General features: G+C 58.3%; 23 protein-coding genes and 3 pseudogenes. 17 read left to right on the forward strand and 9 right to left on the reverse strand.

The features are described 5' to 3' along the window. Positions 1-336 precede the first annotated feature (336 nt). Complete coding sequence (locus ATY75_RS30300; RefSeq protein ID WP_088940312.1) at positions 337-735, reverse strand: RidA family protein; 399 nt, start codon at positions 733-735, stop codon at positions 337-339. A gap of 144 nt (positions 736-879) precedes the next feature. Between ATY75_RS30300 and ATY75_RS30305 the strand changes: the two genes are divergently transcribed. Continuing rightward, on the forward strand, positions 880-1,473 hold the full coding sequence (locus tag ATY75_RS30305; protein ID WP_088940313.1) for a TetR/AcrR family transcriptional regulator: 594 nt from the start codon (positions 880-882) through the stop codon (positions 1,471-1,473). Positions 1,474-1,547: 74 nt separating this feature from the next. Here ATY75_RS30305 and ATY75_RS30310 read toward each other — a convergent pair whose 3' ends face one another. The 4 genes and pseudogenes from ATY75_RS30310 to ATY75_RS30325 all read right to left on the reverse strand — a co-directional run. After that, complete coding sequence (locus ATY75_RS30310; RefSeq protein WP_088940314.1) at positions 1,548-2,228, reverse strand: redoxin domain-containing protein; 681 nt, start codon at positions 2,226-2,228, stop codon at positions 1,548-1,550. 189 nt (positions 2,229-2,417) lie between these two features. Continuing rightward, positions 2,418-2,960: pseudogene (locus tag ATY75_RS30315) on the reverse strand (carbohydrate ABC transporter permease); the annotation flags it as partial. Positions 2,961-2,970: 10 nt separating this feature from the next. Further along, positions 2,971-3,219: pseudogene (locus ATY75_RS30320) on the reverse strand (sugar ABC transporter permease); the annotation flags it as partial. An 8-nt stretch (positions 3,220-3,227) separates the two neighbouring features. Beyond that, positions 3,228-3,407: pseudogene (locus ATY75_RS30325) on the reverse strand (carbohydrate ABC transporter substrate-binding protein); the annotation flags it as partial. A 309-nt stretch (positions 3,408-3,716) separates the two neighbouring features. Between ATY75_RS30325 and ATY75_RS30330 the strand changes: the two are divergent. The 8 genes from ATY75_RS30330 to ATY75_RS30365 all read left to right on the forward strand — a co-directional run bounded on the left by ATY75_RS30330 (position 3,717) and on the right by ATY75_RS30365 (position 11,063). Continuing rightward, complete coding sequence (locus tag ATY75_RS30330; protein WP_088940315.1) at positions 3,717-4,085, forward strand: RidA family protein; 369 nt, start codon at positions 3,717-3,719, stop codon at positions 4,083-4,085. A 38-nt stretch (positions 4,086-4,123) separates the two neighbouring features. After that, positions 4,124-5,377 carry an allantoate amidohydrolase gene (locus ATY75_RS30335; RefSeq protein ID WP_088940316.1) on the forward strand — a complete coding sequence of 418 codons (1,254 nt, stop codon included), beginning with the start codon at positions 4,124-4,126 and terminating at the stop codon, positions 5,375-5,377. A 49-nt stretch (positions 5,378-5,426) separates the two neighbouring features. Next, on the forward strand, positions 5,427-6,218 hold the full coding sequence (locus ATY75_RS30340; protein ID WP_088940317.1) for a transporter substrate-binding domain-containing protein: 792 nt from the start codon (positions 5,427-5,429) through the stop codon (positions 6,216-6,218). 44 nt (positions 6,219-6,262) lie between these two features. After that, entirely contained in the window at positions 6,263-6,925 is a 663-nt protein-coding gene (locus tag ATY75_RS30345; RefSeq protein ID WP_088940318.1) for an amino acid ABC transporter permease, read from the forward strand. Beyond that, positions 6,922-7,581, forward strand: a complete 660-nt coding sequence (locus ATY75_RS30350) for an amino acid ABC transporter permease (protein WP_064843507.1) — start codon at positions 6,922-6,924, stop codon at positions 7,579-7,581. The genes ATY75_RS30345 and ATY75_RS30350 overlap by 4 nt, the downstream gene beginning before the upstream one ends. Further along, positions 7,559-8,284, forward strand: a complete 726-nt coding sequence (locus tag ATY75_RS30355; protein WP_088940319.1) for an amino acid ABC transporter ATP-binding protein — start codon at positions 7,559-7,561, stop codon at positions 8,282-8,284. Before ATY75_RS30350 ends, ATY75_RS30355 begins: the two co-directional genes overlap by 23 nt. A gap of 62 nt (positions 8,285-8,346) precedes the next feature. After that, the gene (locus ATY75_RS30360) at positions 8,347-10,041 is read left to right on the forward strand and encodes an alpha-glucosidase (RefSeq protein WP_088940320.1); all 1,695 of its coding nucleotides are present in this window, start codon (positions 8,347-8,349) and stop codon (positions 10,039-10,041) included. A 23-nt stretch (positions 10,042-10,064) separates the two neighbouring features. Next, on the forward strand, positions 10,065-11,063 hold the full coding sequence (locus ATY75_RS30365; RefSeq protein ID WP_064843512.1) for a LacI family DNA-binding transcriptional regulator: 999 nt from the start codon (positions 10,065-10,067) through the stop codon (positions 11,061-11,063). Between the two features lie 539 nt (positions 11,064-11,602). On the opposite strand, the gene ATY75_RS30370 is transcribed toward ATY75_RS30365, so the two are convergent. After that, entirely contained in the window at positions 11,603-11,932 is a 330-nt protein-coding gene (locus ATY75_RS30370; protein WP_143535362.1) for a hypothetical protein, read from the reverse strand. On the opposite strand from ATY75_RS30370, the gene ATY75_RS30375 reads away from it, so the two are divergent. Further along, entirely contained in the window at positions 11,913-12,425 is a 513-nt protein-coding gene (locus ATY75_RS30375; protein ID WP_088940322.1) for a DMT family transporter, read from the forward strand. The two genes, ATY75_RS30370 and ATY75_RS30375, sit on opposite strands and share 20 nt — an antisense overlap. A gap of 17 nt (positions 12,426-12,442) precedes the next feature. On the opposite strand, the gene ATY75_RS30380 is transcribed toward ATY75_RS30375, so the two are convergent. Beyond that, positions 12,443-13,318 carry a LysR substrate-binding domain-containing protein gene (locus ATY75_RS30380; RefSeq protein ID WP_172601327.1) on the reverse strand — a complete coding sequence of 292 codons (876 nt, stop codon included), beginning with the start codon at positions 13,316-13,318 and terminating at the stop codon, positions 12,443-12,445. A gap of 195 nt (positions 13,319-13,513) precedes the next feature. Here ATY75_RS30380 and ATY75_RS30385 point away from each other — a divergent pair, with 195 nt between their 5' ends. The 7 genes from ATY75_RS30385 to ATY75_RS35655 all read left to right on the forward strand — a co-directional run bounded on the left by ATY75_RS30385 (position 13,514) and on the right by ATY75_RS35655 (position 18,345). Beyond that, positions 13,514-14,449 (forward strand): sugar phosphate isomerase/epimerase, encoded by a 936-nt coding sequence (locus ATY75_RS30385; RefSeq protein ID WP_190241455.1) that lies wholly within the window; start codon positions 13,514-13,516, stop codon positions 14,447-14,449. A 14-nt stretch (positions 14,450-14,463) separates the two neighbouring features. Further along, a complete protein-coding gene (locus ATY75_RS30390) occupies positions 14,464-15,135 on the forward strand; it encodes a DUF1080 domain-containing protein (RefSeq protein WP_088940324.1) in 672 nt (223 codons plus the stop codon). A 70-nt stretch (positions 15,136-15,205) separates the two neighbouring features. Further along, on the forward strand, positions 15,206-15,868 hold the full coding sequence (locus ATY75_RS30395; protein WP_190241456.1) for an amino acid ABC transporter permease: 663 nt from the start codon (positions 15,206-15,208) through the stop codon (positions 15,866-15,868). Then, positions 15,865-16,515, forward strand: coding sequence for an amino acid ABC transporter permease (locus tag ATY75_RS30400; RefSeq protein WP_088940326.1), 651 nt, complete (start codon positions 15,865-15,867; stop codon positions 16,513-16,515). Before ATY75_RS30395 ends, ATY75_RS30400 begins: the two co-directional genes overlap by 4 nt. Beyond that, positions 16,502-17,233, forward strand: coding sequence for an amino acid ABC transporter ATP-binding protein (locus ATY75_RS30405; protein ID WP_280950622.1), 732 nt, complete (start codon positions 16,502-16,504; stop codon positions 17,231-17,233). The genes ATY75_RS30400 and ATY75_RS30405 overlap by 14 nt, the downstream gene beginning before the upstream one ends. Positions 17,234-17,255: 22 nt before the next feature. Continuing rightward, positions 17,256-18,053 carry a transporter substrate-binding domain-containing protein gene (locus ATY75_RS30410; RefSeq protein ID WP_088940328.1) on the forward strand — a complete coding sequence of 266 codons (798 nt, stop codon included), beginning with the start codon at positions 17,256-17,258 and terminating at the stop codon, positions 18,051-18,053. Positions 18,054-18,096: 43 nt separating this feature from the next. After that, positions 18,097-18,345 (forward strand): hypothetical protein, encoded by a 249-nt coding sequence (locus tag ATY75_RS35655; protein WP_348627422.1) that lies wholly within the window; start codon positions 18,097-18,099, stop codon positions 18,343-18,345. Here ATY75_RS35655 and ATY75_RS30415 read toward each other — a convergent pair. Beyond that, entirely contained in the window at positions 18,281-19,198 is a 918-nt protein-coding gene (locus tag ATY75_RS30415; protein ID WP_088940329.1) for a carbohydrate ABC transporter permease, read from the reverse strand. The genes ATY75_RS35655 and ATY75_RS30415 overlap by 65 nt on opposite strands. A 10-nt stretch (positions 19,199-19,208) precedes the next feature. After that, positions 19,209-20,141: a sugar ABC transporter permease gene (locus ATY75_RS30420; RefSeq protein ID WP_088940330.1), complete on the reverse strand. Its 933-nt coding sequence runs from the start codon at positions 20,139-20,141 to the stop codon at positions 19,209-19,211. Positions 20,142-20,223: the final 82 nt, after the last annotated feature.

Consider the following 20,223-nt stretch of genomic DNA (forward strand, 5'->3'; position numbering starts at 1 on the left):
CCCCTTCCGCGTTCGTCACGAGGCAAGGCATTCCTCGCAGATGCCGCAGCCGTCATCGTCCATCCATTGGCGCCGGCGCCGGCAACACAGGCACGCACGACCGTCCGGCCGCTCTTTGGTGTCTTCCGGAGGAATGATCTCGATTGTCGTCTCGAATTGAGTGTCAGCTACAAGGTCCGTCATCTCGCTGCTCCGTCAGTCCGGTGGATATGAGATAGGAGCGGCTGGCGATGTCGGCAAGTTCCGGGCGAGAACGGCAACTTGCTGAAGGTTGCGTGCCAGGCTTGATCGCAAGCCTGGCGCGGAGGCTGCTCCCGTGCAGCCGGGGTTTCGATGTCAGTTGCCCGCCGGAATACGGGCGATGACCTTTATCTCGAAATCGAAGCCGGCGAGCCAGTTGACGCCGAGCGCCGTCCAATTCGGATAGGGCGGCTTGTTGAAAACCTCCTGCTTGACGGCCATGATGGTTGCGAACTGGTTTTCAGGGTCGGTGTGGAAGCTGGTGACATCGACGATATCGTCCAGCGTGCAGCCGGCTGCGCTGAGCGTCGCCTTCAGATTTTCAAAGGCCAGCCTTACCTGGCTTTCGAAATCGGGTTCGGGTGTTCCGTCCGAACGGCTGCCGACCTGTCCGGATACAAACAGCAGATCGCCCGATCGGATGGCGGCGGAATAGCCGTGCTCTTCGTAGAGAGCGTGCCTGTCGGCAGGAAAGATTGCTTCGCGTTGGGTCATTTTGGTCTCTCTTTGTTGGTGACAGCGACCGATACCCTTCACAAGATCATGCGGGATTTGGTATACGGTGCGTATGTGTAATATCTGGCATGCGCGGCGTATGTCAAACAAATATACGCGGCGTATGCGAATTGGAGAAGTTGAATGGCGACGAGACGGAGCGAATCGATGCAGGAAAACCGCCTCAAGTTGATAGCCGCTGCGCGAAAGGCGTTTGCCGAGAAGGGTTACGCCGCAGCCTCGATGGACGAGCTGACGGCGGACGCCGGTCTCACACGGGGCGCGCTCTACCACAGCTTCGGAGACAAGCGCGGGCTCTTGGCGGCGGTTGTCGAGCAGATCGACACGGAGATGGCAGCGCGCGCCAAGGAGATCGGGGTTCGGGCGGGCAGCGACTGGCAGGGCCTGCTCGCCGAGGGTGCGTCCTATATCGAGATGGCGCTCAATCCGGAAGTTCAACGCATCGTTCTGCTCGACGGACCTGCGGCCTTAGGCGATCCCTCGCAGTGGCCGAGCCAGAATACCTGTCTGCAGGTGACCAAGAGCACCGTGGAGCGCCTGATCGCCCAAGGCATCCTCAAGCCGCTTGACGCAGAGGCGACTGCCCGGTTGCTGAGCGGCGCGGCGCTCAATGCGGCTCTCTGGATTGCCGCCAGCAAAAATCCGCAAAGCGTGCTGCCGAGGGCAGTCGAGGCTTTTCAGGCCTTGGCGTCAGGTCTGCTGGTGGAGCGGTCGTGATCGGCAAATGCATGTCGCCGGTGCGGCGGTTCCCGGATAACAACATGCAAGGCCGGCCGACCGTTCGCTGCAGGTCAGCGGTCAAGGCTGCCGGCGGCGGCGATGATCTCCGCCGCGGTCGGGAAGACGGAGAGGCTATTCGGTTCGATGAGCCCCTCTATTTGCGCCCAGCCGATGATGCCCTTCGCATTGACCAGGAAGTGTCCGACGAGCTGGGTCCCGTGGTTCGCAAAGATCGCATGATCGGCTTCGGTAAGTTCGAAGCCGTCCTCGGCGTTGAGTATCGTGTTGGCTTCCATCGGGTGCAGCGGTTCCGGCAGTTCGCCGGTGGGGTTGATGCGTACCGCCTGGAACTGCGCCATCGTTGCGCTATAGGGCCATTCGGGCTGCTCGCGGCTGCCTTCGGGCAGGAACTCGGCATGCGGCACACCGTAGGCGCGATGCGTGCGGCAGTCGGGGTCGCATAGAAGCGTTATCGGCGTCGGCCGGTGACGGAAATACAGGCGGGCACGTTCGACCGGCGTATTGATAACGGCCACGATCTCCACCCCGGCGGCGCGCAGCGTCGGCTCGACGCCGGCAAGCTGTTCCAGCTGACGCCGGCAGAATGGGCAGTGCAGCCCGCGAAAGAAGCCGATCAGGAACGGGCGGCCGCTCAAGTCGGCGAAAGAGACCGTACCGTTGAAGTTGGCCGAGGCCAGTGCGAATGCGGGCGCCGCTTCTCCAGGCTGCAGCGGGCGTTTCTGGTCTCCCATGGAATAATTCCTCTATCGCGTCGTCCGGACGGACGACCGAAATTGAACTATACCACGTGTCGTCGGAAGGCCCATGCTCGACGTTGTGGCCGCTGAATGGGGTTCGGCATGCCGTTTGCAGCCGTCACTCCTTCACCGCCCCGGTCATCGAGGACACGTAATAATCCACGAAGAACGAGTAGAGGATCAGAAGGGAATGAGGAAGGTCGGATAGGTGAAGATCAGCGCCAGCCGGGAATCGTAGATCCCGAGTTTGAAGACGATGAAGGCAAGCGGGATGAAGAGGATCGACGGCGGCACGAGATAAGCGAGGAAGATCACCAGGCCGACGGAGCGCGAGCCGGTAAAGCGGACGCGCTCGATCGCATAGGCGCCGAGGACAGACGCCACCAGCGAGAGGAAGGTGGAGCAGACCGCGACCAGCATCGTGTTCCACAGCCAGCCCGGATAGGATGTTTCTAGGAACAGATATTTGATGTGCGCAATCGTCGGCCCCACCACCCAGAACGGGCTGTAATTGGTATAGTCGGTCAGCTGCTCGTTGGGTTTCACCGCGGTGATCGCCATCCAGTAGAACGGGAAGAGCAGCACGAAGACGAAAACCGCCATCGGCAGATAGAGCATCACGATCCGCCGCGGCAGGCGGTTCAGATAGCTCATGCCTTCGGCATTGTCGGTCACGACCTGATCGGCTGTGTTGGCCCGATCGGCTGTGTTGGAATGTGTCGACATCGTCATTCTCCTAATCCTGGCCGCCCTGCTGCCATTTGCGCCGTTGCAGGCCGAAGAAGCTGAACATGATCGCGCCGAGCAGGAAGGGTACCATGGCGACGGCGATCGCCGCACCCTCGCCAAGCTGGCCGCCGGGAATGCCGCGCTGGAACGACAGCGTCGCCATCAGATGTGTGGCGTTGACCGGCCCGCCCTTGGTCAGCACGTAGATCAGCTGGAAATCGGTAAAGGTGAAAAGCACCGAGAAGGTCATCACGACGGGGCGGTGGCATACATGTCGACCAGAACGTAGTCGGCCATGGTTGCCGCCGAGGCGTAGCCGAGCGGGCCGGCATAGCCGTTCGGGCGCAGCTTTTCCGAGGCGCGCGCATAGGGCGCGTGGACCGGATCGGCGGTCCAGACCGGTTTCTTGGCGAAGGCCTTGAGCGGCTGGCAGCAATAGGCGCTGCATAGCTCGACTGCCCGTCGCTCCAGGCAGAAAAAATTACGTATAAATATCAATGGCATAATTTTCGCTTGCAGTCACGGATGGCAGCGGCGCGAATCCGCTTGACTATTAGAGAGAAATGACTAACTCTTGTAATCGATTTCAATGACGTCCGACAAGGATAGATATGAAGTCATTAGTGTATATTCGGCGTATTACAGTGATATATCGGAGGTTAAATAAAGTATATCCAGGTATTAATGCGCCGTCATGCATGTAGTTTGTTGAGCTTTAGGCGATATTTCTAAAGAAAGAAGAGGAAATTTGAGTTGGCAGGTAATGACATCGTTCGGCATCCCATTGAAAACGGAAAATCACGCCTCACTATCTACAAGCTTCCGGGTGGCGGCGGCTTTGTTTGGTGCGTCGCCGGCCCGCCGGACACGTCCAAGGATCTGCCTGGCCAGACGCACGACATCTTGGCAGAGGTCGACAAGCGGCTGGCTGAAGGCGGGACCGACCGTTCAAGAATTGTGAAAGCTGAAGTGGTTGTCACCAACCATGATCGCAAACCCGAATTCGATGCCATCTGGCGCGAATGGATGCCCGAAGGTTGCGGTCCGGTTCGCTCGTTCGTTCAGTCGATCATGCCCGATGGCGACCAGGTTGAGGTCATCATCACCGCGGTCCTCCCTTGAAGTTGAAATCCAACCAGTTACTCGAGCGGTGGTCGCGCATGCATGATAGTTCCGATAACTCGCTGGCTTGCGGAAGCAGAATCGAAAGCAGACTGCAGTTGCTAGAGCAATTTTCGGCAGAGAAGGGAGCGTTAGCACGCTTCCCTCTTTCTCCTGAACTCGCCGCAGCGAATGCATTGGTGCGGGACTGGATGCAGGACGCAGGGATGACTGTCTGGCAGGATGCCGGCGCCAATATCATTGGCCGCTATGAAGGTCATCGAGGCAGTCTCCCCGCACTGGTCTTGGGATCGCATCTCGATACTGTTCGGGACGCTGGCCGTTATGACGGTATGCTCGGGGTCGTCGCGGCTATTGAATGCGTCGATCAACTGAACCGCCGGGGTGCTCGTTTTCCGTTCGCGATCGAGGTCATTGGATTTTGCGATGAAGAGGGCGTCAGATTCGGGACGAGCATCGTCGGCAGTCGGGTGGTCGCCGGCAGTTTCGACGCTGCCGAACTGCTTCGCGCAGATGAAAACGGCGTCTTGGCATTACAGGCGCTTACCGCCTCCGGCCTCGACGCGGATCGCATGCAGACCGCTGTGAGGCGTCCTGACGAAATCCTGGCGTATGTCGAATTGCATATCGAGCAAGGCCCGGTCCTGGAACGGCTCGGTCATGGTCTCGGATGCGTCTCAGGAATAGTCGGCGCCAGCAAGTTGGAGATCGTCCTGCGCGGCGAAGCAGGACATGCAGGTACAGTTCCAATGCAAGGGCGTCGAGACGCGCTGGTCGCTGCATCGGAATGCATCTTGGGTATTGAGACGATCGCTGCAAAAACCGGGGCAGTGGCAACGGTTGGGTATGTCGACGTCGAGCCGGGCTCCAGCAACGTCATTCCTGGAAAAACGTCCTTCGCCGTAGATATCCGGTCGCTCGATGACGAAGTGCGCCGGAACACCGTCGTACTGATCCGCGAATGCGTTGCGGAAATCTGCGCGCATCGGAAGGTCCAACCAGAATTCACCCTCGCGCAGCGTCAGACCACTCCATGCTCGGAGTGGCTGCAAAATCAGATCGTTGAAGCAATTGACCGAGTTCAGGGAGCTTGCCCGGTTTTGCCAAGCGGAGCGGGGCACGACGGTATTTGGATGAGCAAAGTCTCCGATATCGGCATGATCTTCGTTCGATGCGCTGGCGGTATCAGCCACAACCCTGCCGAGTCGGTCTCTGTCGAAGATCTCGAGGGGTGCGCCCAAGCGCTCCTTCAATTCATAGCCAATTTCGAGCCGCCTGGGAAAGCGGCATAGCGAAACGAATGTTCGGTCATGGGGACCAACAAAACAAAAGGGGAATAAAATGAACGTCAAAAGAATTCTTACCGGCATTGCGATGACGACTGCCGTTGCTCTCTCGGCCTTGGCCGCCAAGGCTGATGTCCTCGATGACATCAAGAAGGAGGGCGTGATACAGATCGGCGTCCCGCAAGATGTACCGCCCTTCGGCATGGTAGGCCCGGACGGCACGCGTGTGGGTTACGATGTCGAAATGGCCGAATTGATCGGCAAGGGGCTCGGAGTAACCGTGGAACTTGTTCCGGTTGCGGGCTCGAACCGGGTTCCCTTCATCGAGTCGGGCAGGGTCGCGCTCGTCATCTCGAGCCTGGGCAAGAACCCGGAGCGTGAAAAGGTGATCGACTTCACCGACGCCTATGCGCCTTTCTTCAATGGGGTTTTTGGTCCACCGGACCTTAAAGTGACGAAGGCCGAGGAACTTTCCCAAGTCAAAGTCGGCGTTACCAAAGGCACGATCGAGGACCTTGAACTATCGAAGATCGCCCCTGCAGACGCTGACATTCGCCGCTACGACGGCAGCGCCGCTGCCTATAGCGCATATTTTGCTGGGCAGGTGCAAGCTATAGCCACGGGCAACGTCGTTGCCGCGTCTCTCATGGAGACGGACCAAAGGAAGAAGATGGAGGTTAAGTTCGTAATCAACAAGTCGCCTTGCTTTATCGGCCTAAAAAAAGGCGAACCGGCGCTGCTCGAGGCCGTCAACAAGATCATCAAGTCGGCCAAAGCTGACGGAAGCCTTAACGCGATCTCGCAAAAGTGGATGCACGCGGATTTGCCGCAAGATCTTCGCAACTGAGCAACTGGCCAATAGCTTTCGCTATTGGCCAAGCGAGGAACAAGATGTTTAGTTTCAGCTGGATAGGCGAATACGCCGGTTTGCTCGCCAAATGCATCTTCGTCACGCTGGAGCTGGCGGTCGTCAGTTCAGCGTTTGGGATGCTTTTGGGTATCCTTCTAGCGTGGGTTCTTACGTGGGGACCGAGAGTCTTTCGGCCTGCCGTAAAACTCTACATAGAATCTATCCGCAACACACCGTTCATGATCCAACTCTTCTTCCTATACTTCGGGCTGCCGCAGCTTGGAGTGGAGATGGAGGCACCAACGGCTGCCTACCTGGCAATGATCCTCTATGTTGCGGCCTATTGCACCGAGATCATTCGCGCTGGATTGAATGCGACGCCGAGGGGCCAGGTCGAGGCTGGCGTAAGCCTTGGCATGTCGAAGAACGAAACCTTCTTCTATGTCCTGCTTGTGCCAGCACTTCAGCGCGTTTGGCCGGCGCTGTCCTCGCAAATCGTCATTTCGATGCTGGGATCGGCCGTAGTGTCGCTCATTTCCGTACAGGATCTCAGTTACGCGACGTCCTTTATTGAAACCAGGAATTTCCGCTCGTTCGAAACATATCTCTTTTCAACGCTCGCATATCTGCTCCTCGCGGTGGCGCTTCGAAGATTGCTTGCACTCGTACCCGTGTTCTTCTTTTCGAAGGGAAGTACGCCATGATCGAATATACCAACTGGGAGATATTTCGTAACCTTCTTTTGGGAACGCGGTGGACTGCATTACTATTTCTTGTGTGTCTGTTCGGAGGCGGAATCCTGGGAGTGGTTCTTCTTTTCGCAAGAATCTCCGAAAACAGATTTTATAGGAAGCTGGCATGGGGCTATATCGAATTCTTCCAAGGCACGCCTCTCCTGATGCAGTTGTTCCTGTTCTTCTTCGGACTCGCCTTGGTGGGACTAAAGCTCCCCGCTTGGGCCGCGGCCAGTATCGCGCTTATTTGTTGGGGTGCCGCTTTCCTTGCGGAGATTTGGCGGGGCTGCGTTGAATCAATTGCGAAGGGACAGTGGGAAGCGTCTGCAAGCCTTGGCATGGGACGCCTACAGCAGATGCGCTATGTCATCGTCCCTCAGGCCACAAGAGTTGCGATCGCTCCTACGGTCGGCTTTCTCGTGCAAATCATCAAGGCAACGGCGTTAACCTCAATCATAGGGTTTGTGGAGTTGGCCCAAGCAGGAAACGTCATCGTCAATTCCACCTTCATGCCTTTCACCGTCTACGGCTACGTCGCCCTGATCTATTTCGCGCTTTGCTGGCCATTGTCGGCGGCGAGCAAGCTGATTGAGGAGAAGCTCAATGCCAATAATCGCAGTGCGTGAACTGAGAAAAAGCTATGGCCATCTCGAGGTCCTTAAGGGGATCAACCTCGAGATTGAGGCGGGCGAGGTTGTGGCCATTATCGGCAAGAGTGGTTCAGGAAAGAGTACGTTCCTCCGGTGTATCAACGGCCTTGAGACAATCTCTGACGGAACAGTGGAAGTTGCCGGCGAATACCTGGACTACAATGAAGCGCAGTTGCGAAAACTGAGGCTGAAGGTGGGCATGATCTTCCAGCAGTTCAATCTCTTCCCCCATTTGTCGGCAGGGCGAAACGTCATGCTGGCGCAGAAGGTAGTTCGTGGCACACGTGCCTCGGAAGCCGAAGCTATTGCTCGCCAAATGCTTGCGAAGGTAGGACTTGCGGAAAAATTCGAAGCCATGCCTGGTGAACTGTCCGGCGGCCAGCAGCAGCGCGTCGCCATAGCTCGAGCGCTTGCCATGCATCCCGTGGCCTTGCTCTGTGACGAGATCACATCGGCGCTTGATCCGGAACTTGTTTCGGAGGTTCTGGCCGTTGTTAAGGGCCTCGCGAAAACGGGTATGACTTTAGCGATGGTCACCCATGAAATGAGATTCGCTCGCGAGGTCTGCAATCGCGTAGCCTTCATGCACCAAGGCAAGGTGCATGAAATAGGCCCACCGGAAGAAATCTTTGCAAACCCGCAGACCCCGGAACTCAGGCAGTTCCTCGGGGCGGCGTGACGCGAAATCCCCCTCCCCGAGATCCCGTCTGATTTGAAATCGATTACAGATACGAGAGCGAAATGAACTCTGTCCAAGCAAACGAGCAGCAAACCCCTTGGTGGAAATCCGCGGTCATTTACCAGATATACCCCAGAAGCTTCCTGGACACGAACGGCGACGGCGTAGGTGATCTGAGGGGCATTATTCAGAAGCTGCCTTACATCAAGTCGCTGGGCGTCGATGCAATCTGGCTCGGCCCGATCTGCTCTTCTCCGAATGACGACATGGGGTATGACGTCAGTGACTATCGTCAGATCATGACCGAGTTCGGAACGATGGCGGACTTCGATGAGCTCATAAGCTTAGCAAAAGCTGCCGAGCTGAAAGTCATTGTCGACCTCGTTCTCAACCATTCCTCCGATGAGCATTCTTGGTTCATAGAGTCGAGGTCGTCGCGGGACAATCCTTATCGAGATTACTATATTTGGAGAGATGCCAAAGGTAACGGCGAGCCCTCAAATTGGGAATCGGTATTTAGCGGCTCCACCTGGGAGTTCGATGAAGCTTCGGGCCAATACTATCTCCACCTATATAGCCGCAAGCAGCCGGATCTTAACTGGGAGAATCCCGAGGTCAGGCGTGAGCTGTTCGATGTGGTTCAGTTTTGGATAGATAAGGGCGTCGATGGATTTCGTCTCGACACAATTACGACGATTTCCAAAGCCCCAGACTTCCCGGACGCTCCGGTGGTTGATTCAACGCGAAGCCGACAGCCTGCAACACAGTATTACATGAATGGTCCGCGGATGATGGAATATCTTCGCGAATTCCACGATGTGTTGCTGTCCGATCCTGCGCTGGTCACGATTGGCGAAGCCCCAGGCGCCACCCCCTTGCAGGCGCTCGATCTGATCGACAGCAAGGTTGGGGTTATGGATATGGTAATCCAGTGGGAGCATATCGAAGCCGATCCTGGCACTGGTGGAAAGTGGGGACCGGAATGGTGGACGGTTCCCCATTTCCGGAAGATTATGTCTGCCTGGCAAAGAGGCCTCGCCGGGAAAGGATGGAACACCCTCTATCTCAACAATCATGATCAGCCGAGAGCTGTATCCCGCTTCGGCGATGACGCGAAATACCACAGCGAGTCTGCCAAGATGCTCGCAACATGCATCCATCTCCTCCAGGGCACGCCTTTCGTATACCAAGGGGAAGAAATCGGCATGACGAACGTCGCCTTTGCCTCGATTGGCGACTACCGATGTGTCGAAACCCTCAATATGTATCAAAAGGAGCGAGCTGCTGGTGTGAGCGATGCCACGCTCATGGAACGCATCCATCGCAAGAGCCGCGATAACGCCCGCACGCCAATGCAGTGGTCGGGCAAACCTAACGGGGGCTTCACCGGGGCGAAGCCATGGATTGCCGTCAATCCGAACTATACCGCCATCAACGTCGAAAAACAGGAAGACGATGTTCTGTCGGTCTTGAATTATTATCGAAAGCTTATCGCATTGCGGAAGTCGAATCCCGTCATCGTTCACGGCTCTTATGCGGATGTCGATACGAATAGTGATTGGGTCTATGCCTTCAAGCGCTCGCGCGATGGGACCGAACTCCTTTGCATCAATAATTTCTCGGCCAACGACATTCCGTTCCGTGCTCCGCTCCCTTCGAACGCTGACTCCATTGAGGTGATTATCGGAAATTATGAAGATGATTACGCAGGGAGCGTGCGTCCGTTCGAAACTCGGGTGTATAGGTATAGAACATGAATCGCTGAAAAAGACGGGGTCTAATGACGAGGAAAGTAGGGAAGCTGTCTATCCAGGACATCGCAGAGATGGCTGAGGTTTCGACGGCAACCGTATCCAGGGTGGTCAACGGATATCCGCACATCACACCGGAGAAACGGGAGCGCGTCCTTAAGGTGATCAAGCAGATGCAGTACGAGCCAAGCTCGATTGCACGCGAGTTGCGTATGTCGCAGACGCGGCGGATCATGGTTACGGCGGCAAACCTTACTTCCCCTGTCGTCGATGAATTGTTTCGGGGGATGGAGCGCCGAGCGACGGAAGGAGGGTACAAGGTATTTTTTGCTCCAACCTCGAAAACCTACGACCGTGAGGTAGATCTCATGGATCAACTCGCAAAACGGGTCTTTGACGGCGCAGTCCTGTTCGGTAGTACTTTATCGGCCAAGGAGCTTGAAAAGGCTGCGAAGCGGTACAACATCGTACAATGTAGCGAATTCGTGCCTGCGCGGGTTGCGGGCGTTTCGATTGACGACGAGGCTGCCGCAAAAGACCTGACGGCCTATCTCCTGTCGCATGGTCATAAGAGGATTGGTTTGCTGCGCAAGAGTTCGACCTACTCTGGCCAAGCGCGTGAGCGAGGCTATCGAGCGGCTTTGAAAGAAGCAGGCATGGCTGCTGATACCCCTCTTATTTTCGAGGCTGACTACACATATCAGGGCGGTATCGATGCAACCGCTACACTTCTTTCGTCCCATCCCGACATCACGTCGATATTCTGCACCAACGACCTGATGGCATTGGGGTGCATGAATGCCCTTCGCGCTTCTGGACGAAAAGTCCCAAACGATATCACCGTCGTTGGTTTTGACGGGACGATTGAATCCACAATGTGCGAGCCACAAATAACCACTATTTCGCAGCCGCACTTTGAAATCGGATATTGTTCTATGGATACCTTGATCAATACCATTGAAAGTGGCAGGCGGCAGTCTATGCATCGCTTCTTGCCCCATACACTAACGATCCGCGGATCCGCTTAGCGGCAAAAGCGGAACACGCGGCTCCGGCAGGATCAAGCTTGCTTCGACGCGCTGACGCCAATGCGGGTCGAAGCATAATCGAGGCCGAAATCCACTTAGCGAAACGTTGCAAGCTGTTCAGGCAAACCGAGCTATCTCTGGTAGGACCGGCGCTCCACCTCCAATAGAAGAGCCGACGTACTTTGACGGGGGCGCCTTGACCCCTTCGCACTACTTCAGGTGACGATCGTGCCACCGCCCGGGCGGGCATGATGACCCTGAAGTGCTCCCTGATTTGGGCGGGAGCTGGAATTTTCCGGGGTTATAGCTGAGTTTGGCGGGGATGCCGGTGAGCTGTTCACAAGCGAAATCGGCACTCTACCTATCGCGCTATGTTCGCCAAGTGCAGTTTTTGCATTCGAACAAGCGTTTTTTGCCACTCGTGTTCGCCCTCGGCTGGCAACTAGATTGCCGCTTGTTTGAGGGGCGGACGGATGGGCGTGAGATTTGCCGATGTTCCGGCATTGGCAGGGATTCCACTGTCTTTGGCGGCTTATTTTCTATTCAGTTCCAGCGACATGCTTGTAAAGGCGTTGACGCGGGAAGTCCCGGTTTTCCAGGTTGTCCTGCTTCAGGTGGCCTTCGCGTTCATACCGTTCATGCTTGTGGTGCTCCGGCGCGGCGGCTTCAGCAGACGTATCAGAAATCGCTCGCTGGTCGCCATTCGCGGCCTGCTCGCGGGCGTCAATACGCTTTGCGGCTTCTACGCCTTCTCGGCGCTTCCCCTGGCGGAGGTCTACGCGATCGTTTTCTGCACGCCGATCGTCGTTACGCCTCGCTTCCATTCCCGTTCTCGGGGAAACCGTCGGAATGCACAGGATCGCCGTCATCGTCGCCGGCTTCCTCGGAATTCTCGTCATGATCGATCCGATCGCCACCCATTTCAGCCTGGCGCATCTGTCGGCCTTCGGCAGCGTCTTGGCGAGCGCGGCCGTCATCCTGATCATGCGGAAAATCGGCAAAGAAGAGGACCGGGTCAGCATGGTCGCAGCCGTGCTGGCCGGAATCCTGCTCGTCGGTTTGCCGGGCGCGCTCGTCCAATGGCAGCCTCTGAACGGCAAGGCCCTGCTCATTGCCGCCGGTTCCGGCTTTTTCATGGGCGTTGCGCAATTCGTGTCGCTCGAAGCCCTTCGCCGGGCGCCTGCGTCGGTAATCGCGCCCCTGCAATATACGATGCTCGTCTGGGCGCTTGCCTACGGCGTCGCGATATTCGACGACCCTGTGAAAGCCAATGTGCTGGCCGGAGCGCTGATCGTCATCGCCGCCAATCTTTATAACTTCCATCGGGAGCGCCTGCGCGCCCGGCGGATTATCGAGGCGTGAGATCGATGAGGCGACCGTCAGGCGCCGAGATTATCGACGAGATACTGGCGAAGTCGTGCGATGGCGGGCTCGTTCCACCGGCTCTTGGAGGCATAGAAATAATAGGAGTCCAGGTAGGTTTCCGTTGCAACCGCTTCCACCAGCCGGCCCTGACCGATTTCGGGCGCGACCAGGATTTCGTTAGCAAGCGCCACGCCCTGGCCGATCGCCGCGGCCTCGATGACGATATGCGCGTAGCCCAGCTTCTGGCCGCCGAGCGTCGAGGGAGCCTTGACGCCATTGGCGTGCAGCCATCTCACCCAAGCGTCGGTGGTCTGCTCGTGAAGCAGGGGAACCGAGAGCAGGTCGCGCGGCTCCGCCACCGGATGGCGTTCCAGGAAGTCGCGGCTGGCGACGGCGATATGCCTTGGCCGATAGAGTTCGACGGAGTTGCTGTAGGCGATGTACTCCCGCCCGTAGTGAACGGCGACATCGGCTTCGAAGCGCCGGAAATCCGGAAGATGATCGGTTGCCCGCAACAGCACGACATCGACCCGGGCGGCGCGGTTGATCTCTTCGATCCGTGGCATTAGCCACGATTTGTTGAGGCCCGGTCCGCACCACACCTTCAGCTGCTGGTGGCCCGACGGGCGAAGCATGAATGTCGCGTCGTCGATATGGTCGAATGCCACGGCGATACGCTCGTGATACTCCTTTCCCGCATCGGTCAAACGCGTCTCGGCAAAGTTGCTGTCGAGCAGTTTGACTCCGAGCCAATTCTCGAGCTTGCGGACATGGCGCCCCACCACGGTGTGGTGGATCGACAGATCTTCCGCGGCCGAGCGGAGACTGCCGAGCCGGGCGACGGCATCGAAGGCCCGCAAGGCGGTGAGTGGTGGCAAATTACGAGGCATCGAACCCACGGTTTCGTAAGGAGGCGGGACGAAAACTATCATGTGCATTTTTCGCAGTGTGGTGCATTTCGTGCATTCCGGTTAGCGTTTTTTGCACCTCCCCGGGGCTCACGTTCGGCGCGATGGTCTTTCGCATGGAAACAGCTGAAGCGTTTTCGTTTTCCACCAAGACATCGAACCAGAGGATCAACTCCCGTGAGAATCGGTTTTTACACGAACTATTCCAAGGAAACCGCCGAGTTCGCCCATGAGGTCGGCTTCACCAGTCTGCAGCTCTCCGCCTGGCCGGGTTCGGCCCTCGACGCCAACACGACGACCGACGCCGAGCTCGCGGAAATCCGCAGGGATCTCGACAGCAAGAATATCCAGATCTCGGCTCTGGGATATTATCCCAACTACCTGCATCCCGACGATCATGAACGCGAGGCGGCGCAAACTTACCTGCCCAAGGTCATGAACCTCGCCTCTCGCCTCGGCGTCGAGGTGGTGGCGACCTTCGCCGGCCAGGACCCGCGGCTCAATGTCGAGGAGAACATCCCTGCTTTTAAGGAGCTTTTCTCCCGGTATTGCGATCTCGCCGAAAAATCGAACGTGAAGATCGCCCTCGAAAATTGCCCGATGATCAACGTCGTAACGATGAAGGGCAACAACATCGCCTACAGCCCGGAAATCTGGGACGTAATCTTCGACGCCGTTCCCTCCGACCGCCTCGGCCTCGAATTCGATCCGTCGCATCTCGTCTGGCAGGGCATCGATTACTGCCAGGCGATCAAGGATTATGCCAGCAAGGTATTCCATGTTCACGCCAAGGACATGGAGATCGACCGGAAGATCCTCGCCCGGAGCGGGATTCTCGGGCGCTCCTTCGCGCCGAAAAAGGGCCTCGACCGCCGCTGGTGGCGCGCGCGCGCGCCGGGCTGGGGCGAGGTCGACTGGCCGAAGTTCATCAGCGCCGTCATCGTCTCGGGCTACCAAGGCAATCTCGACATCGAGCATGAGGATGACGTCTTCGCGAGCATGCAGACGATCCACTCGATCAGGTCGGAGGCCGACGTGGTCAGCAATTACAGCCAGGAGCGCGCCGGCTTGCGGCTCGGCTACAACACGCTTTCCAAGCTGATCGTGACGTGAGGCGGGAGGTTCAGATGAGCAATTCAGCCGATATTTCCACCCTTGAAATCGTCGAGCCGACTGAAAAAATCGTGCTCTTCAACGGCAAGGATCTTTCCGGATGGTTCTCGGATATTCCGGCGCGTGACGAAGACCCGTCGTCGCCCGATATCGTCGAAGTCACCGATGGCGTCATCGTCACTCCCGGCAAGGCGGTGGGACATCTGGTTTCGGAAAACGCGTTTCGGAACTACCGCCTCGAAGTGGACTACCGATTGTCCGGCGAGGGCGGTGGCGGAAGCATTCTCGTCCATGTCTCGAAGCTTCGCATGCTTCGGACGAAATCGAAGAACATTTTCCCGCAATCGCTCGACGTGAAGATCCGGCATCATGATGCAGGCGATATCTACTGCATCATCGACAACATCCTCTGTGACAATCCCGAACGGCGACCGCTGGAAAAGGGCCAAAAGCCCGGCGGCGGCGATCAGGATGGCCGCCACATCGTCAAGATCGTCGACGCCGAAGCTCCGCTCGGCGAATGGAACAGGATGACGTTCGAGTGCAAGGGACGCGCCCTGCGCATCTGGCTGAACGGCGTCCTCGTCAACGACGGTTACGATTGCACGACCGATCACGGCAAGGTCGCGCTGCAGGTGACGGAGCAGCGCGTCGAGTTTCGCCGGGTGGAAGTTTTTCCGCTCTAATCGCCGGTATCGGCGCGCCGGCCAGCCCCGCGCGCCGATGCACCACAAACCGAAGTCGGCAGGTCTCACCATGTATCAACTTCAATTTCGGGATGTGCTCTCTGCCTGGAACCTGTTCCTGGATGGGCTGCTGCTCACCTTGGGCCTGTCCGGCATTGCTCTTGGCGGCGGGCTGCTGCTCGGCATCGCCGTTGCCGTAACGCGCGTCTATGGGCCTGGATGGGCGGCAAGGACGGTCACCGTCTATATCGAGGTCATCAGGAACACGCCGCTTCTGGTTCAGCTCTTCACCGTCTATTTCGGACTGCCGAGCCTCGGCATCCGCATCCCCGGGCTCTATGCGGCGATGATCTGCTTCGTCATCTATCTCGGGGCATATCTCGCAGAGATCATCCGTGCCGGCATCGAGGCCGTTCCGCAATCCCAGAAGGAAGCGGGGGCATGCCTTGGACTGTCGGGCTACCAGGTGTTCCGGTACGTCGTCCTCGTGCCCGCCATCAAGGACATGTTCCCGGCGCTCGCCAGCCAGTTCGTCTTCTTCATGCTGTCGACCTCGGTGGTCTCGCAAATCGCGGTATCCGACCTGTTCCACATGGGCTCGATCGTCCAGGCGATGACCTATCGCGACTTCGAGATCTACCTGCTCATCGGCGCGCTCTATCTGGCGCTCGCCCTTCTCTTCAGGGCCGGTTTCGCCACCATCTACCTGCTGTGCTTTGGAGGGGACGAATGATCCGCGACATCCAACTGCTCGACTTGCTGACGATCGTCGAGGCCGCCGGAACCACCCTTCTCCTCTCCCTGGTGGCATTCGCCGGATCGTCTCTGCTCGGGCTTCCTATCGCCGCACTCCGCCTTTCCCGCATCCCGCCGGTCCGGTGGCTCGCGATCGTCTATGTGCAAATCGTGCAGGGCACGCCTCTCCTGGTCTGGCTGTTCCTTCTGTTCTTCGGGCTCGCCACGCTGGGCTTCAACATTTCAGCCTGGCTCGCGGTCTCGATCGGCTTCTCGATCTACGGCGGCGCGTTTCTGGGGGAGACCTGGTACGGCGCCTTGCGATCGGTCTCGGCCACGCAATGGGAGGCGGCATCCTCGCTCGGGCTCGGCATCGTTCACCAGTTCACGCGGGTGATCCTGCCCCAGTCCATCCGGATTGCGATTCCGCCGACAATCGGCTTTGCCGTCCAGCTTCTCAAGAACACCTCGCTCGCATCGACCATCGGCGTCTACGAACTGACCCAGAGCGGTCAATTCCTCTCCGCGGCGACCTACAAGCCGCTGCTCGCCTATTCGATCGTCGCAGCGATCTACTTCGTCATTTGCTACCCGCTCACCACGTGGAGCCGCGGCCTGGAAAGGAAGCTTGATGTCAATCGTTGAACTGAAAAACGTTGAGAAGCGGTTCGGGCCGCTGACGGTGCTGCACGACGTCTCCCTTGATATCCAGCCGGGCGAAATCGTATCCGTCCTCGGGCGGTCCGGCTCGGGCAAGAGCACGATGTTGCGCTGTATCAACGGCCTGGAAGCGATCCAGAACGGCTCGGTCGTCGTCGACGGAATCACCGTGAACGACCCGAAGACGGATCTCAGGAAACTGCGCCAGCAGGTCGGCATGGTTTTCCAGAGCTACAATCTGTTTCCGCACCTGACGGTGGGGCAAAACATTACCCTGGCGCCGAAGCTCGTGCAGGGCCTTCCCAAAGATGAGCTGCGCGCCCTCGCCGAGGAGGCGCTGCGGCGGGTCGGCCTCGAAGACAAGCTCGATCATTTGCCGCGCCAGCTTTCCGGCGGGCAGCAGCAGCGCGTGGCGATCGCGAGATCGCTGGCGATGAAGCCCAAGGTAATGCTGTTCGACGAGGTCACTTCCGCGCTCGATCCCGAACTGACCGGCGAGGTCCTGAAAGTCCTGGAGGACGTGGCGGCGGCAGGCATGACGATGATCCTCGTCACCCACGAAATAGGCTTTGCCAAACGTTTCGGCACCAGGGTCGTGTTCATGCACAAAGGCAAGGTGTGGGAGGACGGCCCGGCGAAAGCCGTTCTTTCCGATCCGAAGACAGCGGAGCTGAGCTCCTTCCTCAGCGCCGTCCTCCATTAATCACCAAGAAAAGGGGAACCTCATGAAAAAGAAACTGATCAAAGCCCTCGCCATCGTTATCGGCGTTGCGGGTGCCGCGACGAACGCCTGGGCCGACAGGCTTCAGGACATTCTGTCGAGCGGCGTCATCCGCGTCGCCGTGTCGCTGGACAGCCCGCCCTTCGGATCCGTCGGCGCCGACGGCAAGCCCGTCGGGTTCGATATCGAAATGGCGGAAATGGTCGCCAAGGCCTTGAACGTCAAGCTCGAAACCGTCGGCGTACCATCGGCCAATCGCGTCGCCGTTCTTGTCACCGACAAAGCGGACCTCGTGATCTCCAACCTTGGCATCACGCCGGAGCGCGCCAAGCAGGTTCTCTATTCCGCGCCCTATGTGAACACGGTGCTCGGCGTGTTCGGACCCAAGAGCCTGCCTGTTTCCACGCCCGACGATCTGAACGCCTACACGGTTTCCGCGACGCGCGGAGCCGCTGCGACGCAAGCGATCCTGTCAAGAAATCCAAGCGCCCAGGTGAAGCAATTCGAATCAGACTCCACCTCCGCAACGGCCTTCCTCTCCGGCCAGACCGATCTGCTGACGTCGAGCACGACGACCGTCGCGGCGCTGAAGAAGCAGAACCCGGACAAGGAAATGGAGCTGCTGATCGCGCTCCGGTCCTCGCCGGCGCACATGGCGGTGCGGATGGGAGAGCTGAACTTTCTCGCCTGGGTGAACAGCTTCATCTACTACAGCCAGTTGAACGGCGATCTCGACCGTCTTAGCCAGACCTATCTCGGCCTGCCCTTACAGCCTCTTCAGCTGGGTCTTCCAACCCGTTAAGAACTTATCAGGGTCGATCACAGCTGCGCAGCGATCGATCCCGATCCATCAAGAGCACGCGCAGCTATTCGAAACCTATGGCCGCGATCATGCCGCCCTCTGCTCGACCGTCATCCGCTATCGGTCGAAGGGAGCGGAGCGGGACGTCGGCAAGGCCTTGGGTCCATGTTCGGAAACCCAGGATTCGCCGTTCCCGGCAGACCAAGCAGCAGCAGTGCTCGGTAGGGCTACTCCTTCACCGCCCCGGTCATCGAGGACACATAATAATCCACGAAGAACGAGTAGAGGATGACCACCGGCAGCGAGCCGAACAGCGCGCCCGCCATCAGCGCCCCCCATTCGAAGACATCGCCGCGCACCAGTTCGGTCAGCACGCCGACCGGAATGGTTTTATTCTCCGATGACTGAATGAAAGTAAGGGCATAGATGAATTCGTTCCAGGAGAGCGTGAAGGCGAAGATCGCGGCTGAGATCAGCCCCGGCACGGCGAGTGGCAGGATGATTTTGGTCAAAATCTGCCACCGGTTGGCGCCATCCACCAGCGCGCTTTCCTCCAGCTCGAAGGGGATCGAGCGGAAATAACCCATCAGCAGCCAGGTGCAGAAGGGAATGAGGAAGGTCGGATAGGTGAAGATCAGCGCCAGCCGGGAATCGTAGATCCCGAGTTTGAAGACGATGAAGGCAAGCGGGATGAAGAGGATCGACGGCGGCACGAGATAAGCGAGGAAGATCACCAGGCCGACGGAGCGCGAGCCGGTAAAGCGGACGCGCTCGATCGCATAGGCGCCGAGGACCGACGCCACCAGCGAGAGGAAGGTGGAGCAGACAGCGACCAGCATCGTGTTCCACAGCCAGCCCGGATAGGATGTCTCGAGGAACAGGTATTTGATGTGCGCAATCGTCGGTCCGACCACCCAGAACGGGCTGTAATTGGTATAGTCGGTCAGCTGCTCGTTGGGTTTCACCGCGGTGATCGCCATCCAGTAAAACGGGAAGAGCAGCACGAAGACGAAAACCGCCATCGGCAGGTACAGCATCACGATCCGCCGCGGCAGGCGGTTCAGATAGCTCATGCCTTCGGCATTGTCGGTCACGACCTGACCGGCGGTGTTGGCCCGATCGGCGGTGTTGGAATGTGTCGACATCGTCATTCTCCTAATCCTGGCCGCCCTGCTGCCATTTGCGCCGCTGCAGGCCGAAGAAGCTGAACATGATCGCGCCGAGCAGGAAAGGCACCATGGCGACGGCGATCGCCGCACCCTCGCCAAGCTGGCCGCCGGGAATGCCGCGCTGGAACGAGAGCGTCGCCATCAGATGCGTGGCGTTGACCGGCCCGCCCTTGGTCAGCACGTAGATCAGCTGGAAATCGGTAAAGGTGAAAAGCACCGAGAAGGTCATCACGACGGCGATGATCGGCGTCAGCATCGGCAGCGTCACGTAACGGAAACGCTGCCAGCTGGTGGCGCCGTCGAGCGAGGCTGCCTCCTGCAGCGAGGCGGGGATCGTCTGCAGCCCCGCAAGCAGCGAGATCGCCACGAAGGGAATGCCGCGCCAGACATTGGCGACGATGACGGATATGCGCGCATTGATCGGGTCGCCGAGGAAGTTGATTGGCCCGCTGATCAGCCCCAGTTTCATCAGCGACCAGGAGATGATCGAGAACTGGGAATCGTAGATCCACCAGAAGGCCAGCGCCGAAAGCACCGTCGGCACCACCCAGGGGAGCAGCACGATCGCCCGGAAGAAGGATTTATAGGGCAGATGCTGGTTGAGCAGCATCGCCAGCCAGAGGCCGAGCGCGAATTTCAGCACCGAGGCGACGAAGGTGTAGAGGACGGTGTTGATCACCGACAGCCAGAAGACCGAGTCATCCATCAGGAACTGGTAGTTCTCCAGCCCGACGAAGATGCCGTCGCGGCCGATCCGCGTATCGGTGAAGCCGAGCCAGACCCCGAGCCCCAGCGGGTAGGTGAGAAAGCAGACAAGGAACACCGCCGCCGGCAGCATGAACAGGAAGCCGAGCACATTGTTGTTCTGCAGGAGCGAAGAGACCGGCCCACGTCCATTCCCCGAATTTGCCATCGACATTGCTTATCTCCAGATCGCATTTCGAACTCTCGGAGGAGGCTGCGGCACGCCGATGCCGGCATGCCGCTTGTTTTCATGCATG

The sequence above is a fragment of the Rhizobium sp. N122 genome (assembly GCF_002211295.1).
Classification (GTDB): Bacteria; Pseudomonadota; Alphaproteobacteria; order Rhizobiales; family Rhizobiaceae; genus Rhizobium.

What these genes read in the sequence shown, in the direction of transcription:
- ATY75_RS30300 (WP_088940312.1), bottom strand. Translation starts at nt 735, where the DNA reads ATGACCCAACGCGAAGCAATCTTTCCTGCCGACAGGCACGCTCTCTAC.
- ATY75_RS30305 (WP_088940313.1), top strand. Translation starts at nt 880, where the DNA reads ATGGCGACGAGACGGAGCGAATCGATGCAGGAAAACCGCCTCAAGTTG.
- ATY75_RS30310 (WP_088940314.1), bottom strand. Translation starts at nt 2,228, where the DNA reads ATGGGAGACCAGAAACGCCCGCTGCAGCCTGGAGAAGCGGCGCCCGCA.
- ATY75_RS30335 (WP_088940316.1), top strand. Translation starts at nt 4,124, where the DNA reads ATGCATGATAGTTCCGATAACTCGCTGGCTTGCGGAAGCAGAATCGAA.
- ATY75_RS30340 (WP_088940317.1), top strand. Translation starts at nt 5,427, where the DNA reads ATGAACGTCAAAAGAATTCTTACCGGCATTGCGATGACGACTGCCGTT.
- ATY75_RS30345 (WP_088940318.1), top strand. Translation starts at nt 6,263, where the DNA reads ATGTTTAGTTTCAGCTGGATAGGCGAATACGCCGGTTTGCTCGCCAAA.
- ATY75_RS30350 (WP_064843507.1), top strand. Translation starts at nt 6,922, where the DNA reads ATGATCGAATATACCAACTGGGAGATATTTCGTAACCTTCTTTTGGGA.
- ATY75_RS30355 (WP_088940319.1), top strand. Translation starts at nt 7,559, where the DNA reads ATGCCAATAATCGCAGTGCGTGAACTGAGAAAAAGCTATGGCCATCTC.
- ATY75_RS30360 (WP_088940320.1), top strand. Translation starts at nt 8,347, where the DNA reads ATGAACTCTGTCCAAGCAAACGAGCAGCAAACCCCTTGGTGGAAATCC.
- ATY75_RS30365 (WP_064843512.1), top strand. Translation starts at nt 10,065, where the DNA reads ATGACGAGGAAAGTAGGGAAGCTGTCTATCCAGGACATCGCAGAGATG.
- ATY75_RS30375 (WP_088940322.1), top strand. Translation starts at nt 11,913, where the DNA reads ATGCACAGGATCGCCGTCATCGTCGCCGGCTTCCTCGGAATTCTCGTC.
- ATY75_RS30370 (WP_143535362.1), bottom strand. Translation starts at nt 11,932, where the DNA reads ATGACGGCGATCCTGTGCATTCCGACGGTTTCCCCGAGAACGGGAATG.
- ATY75_RS30380 (WP_172601327.1), bottom strand. Translation starts at nt 13,318, where the DNA reads ATGCCTCGTAATTTGCCACCACTCACCGCCTTGCGGGCCTTCGATGCC.
- ATY75_RS30390 (WP_088940324.1), top strand. Translation starts at nt 14,464, where the DNA reads ATGAGCAATTCAGCCGATATTTCCACCCTTGAAATCGTCGAGCCGACT.
- ATY75_RS30395 (WP_190241456.1), top strand. Translation starts at nt 15,206, where the DNA reads ATGTATCAACTTCAATTTCGGGATGTGCTCTCTGCCTGGAACCTGTTC.
- ATY75_RS30400 (WP_088940326.1), top strand. Translation starts at nt 15,865, where the DNA reads ATGATCCGCGACATCCAACTGCTCGACTTGCTGACGATCGTCGAGGCC.
- ATY75_RS30405 (WP_280950622.1), top strand. Translation starts at nt 16,502, where the DNA reads ATGTCAATCGTTGAACTGAAAAACGTTGAGAAGCGGTTCGGGCCGCTG.
- ATY75_RS30410 (WP_088940328.1), top strand. Translation starts at nt 17,256, where the DNA reads ATGAAAAAGAAACTGATCAAAGCCCTCGCCATCGTTATCGGCGTTGCG.
- ATY75_RS30415 (WP_088940329.1), bottom strand. Translation starts at nt 19,198, where the DNA reads ATGTCGACACATTCCAACACCGCCGATCGGGCCAACACCGCCGGTCAG.
- ATY75_RS30420 (WP_088940330.1), bottom strand. Translation starts at nt 20,141, where the DNA reads ATGTCGATGGCAAATTCGGGGAATGGACGTGGGCCGGTCTCTTCGCTC.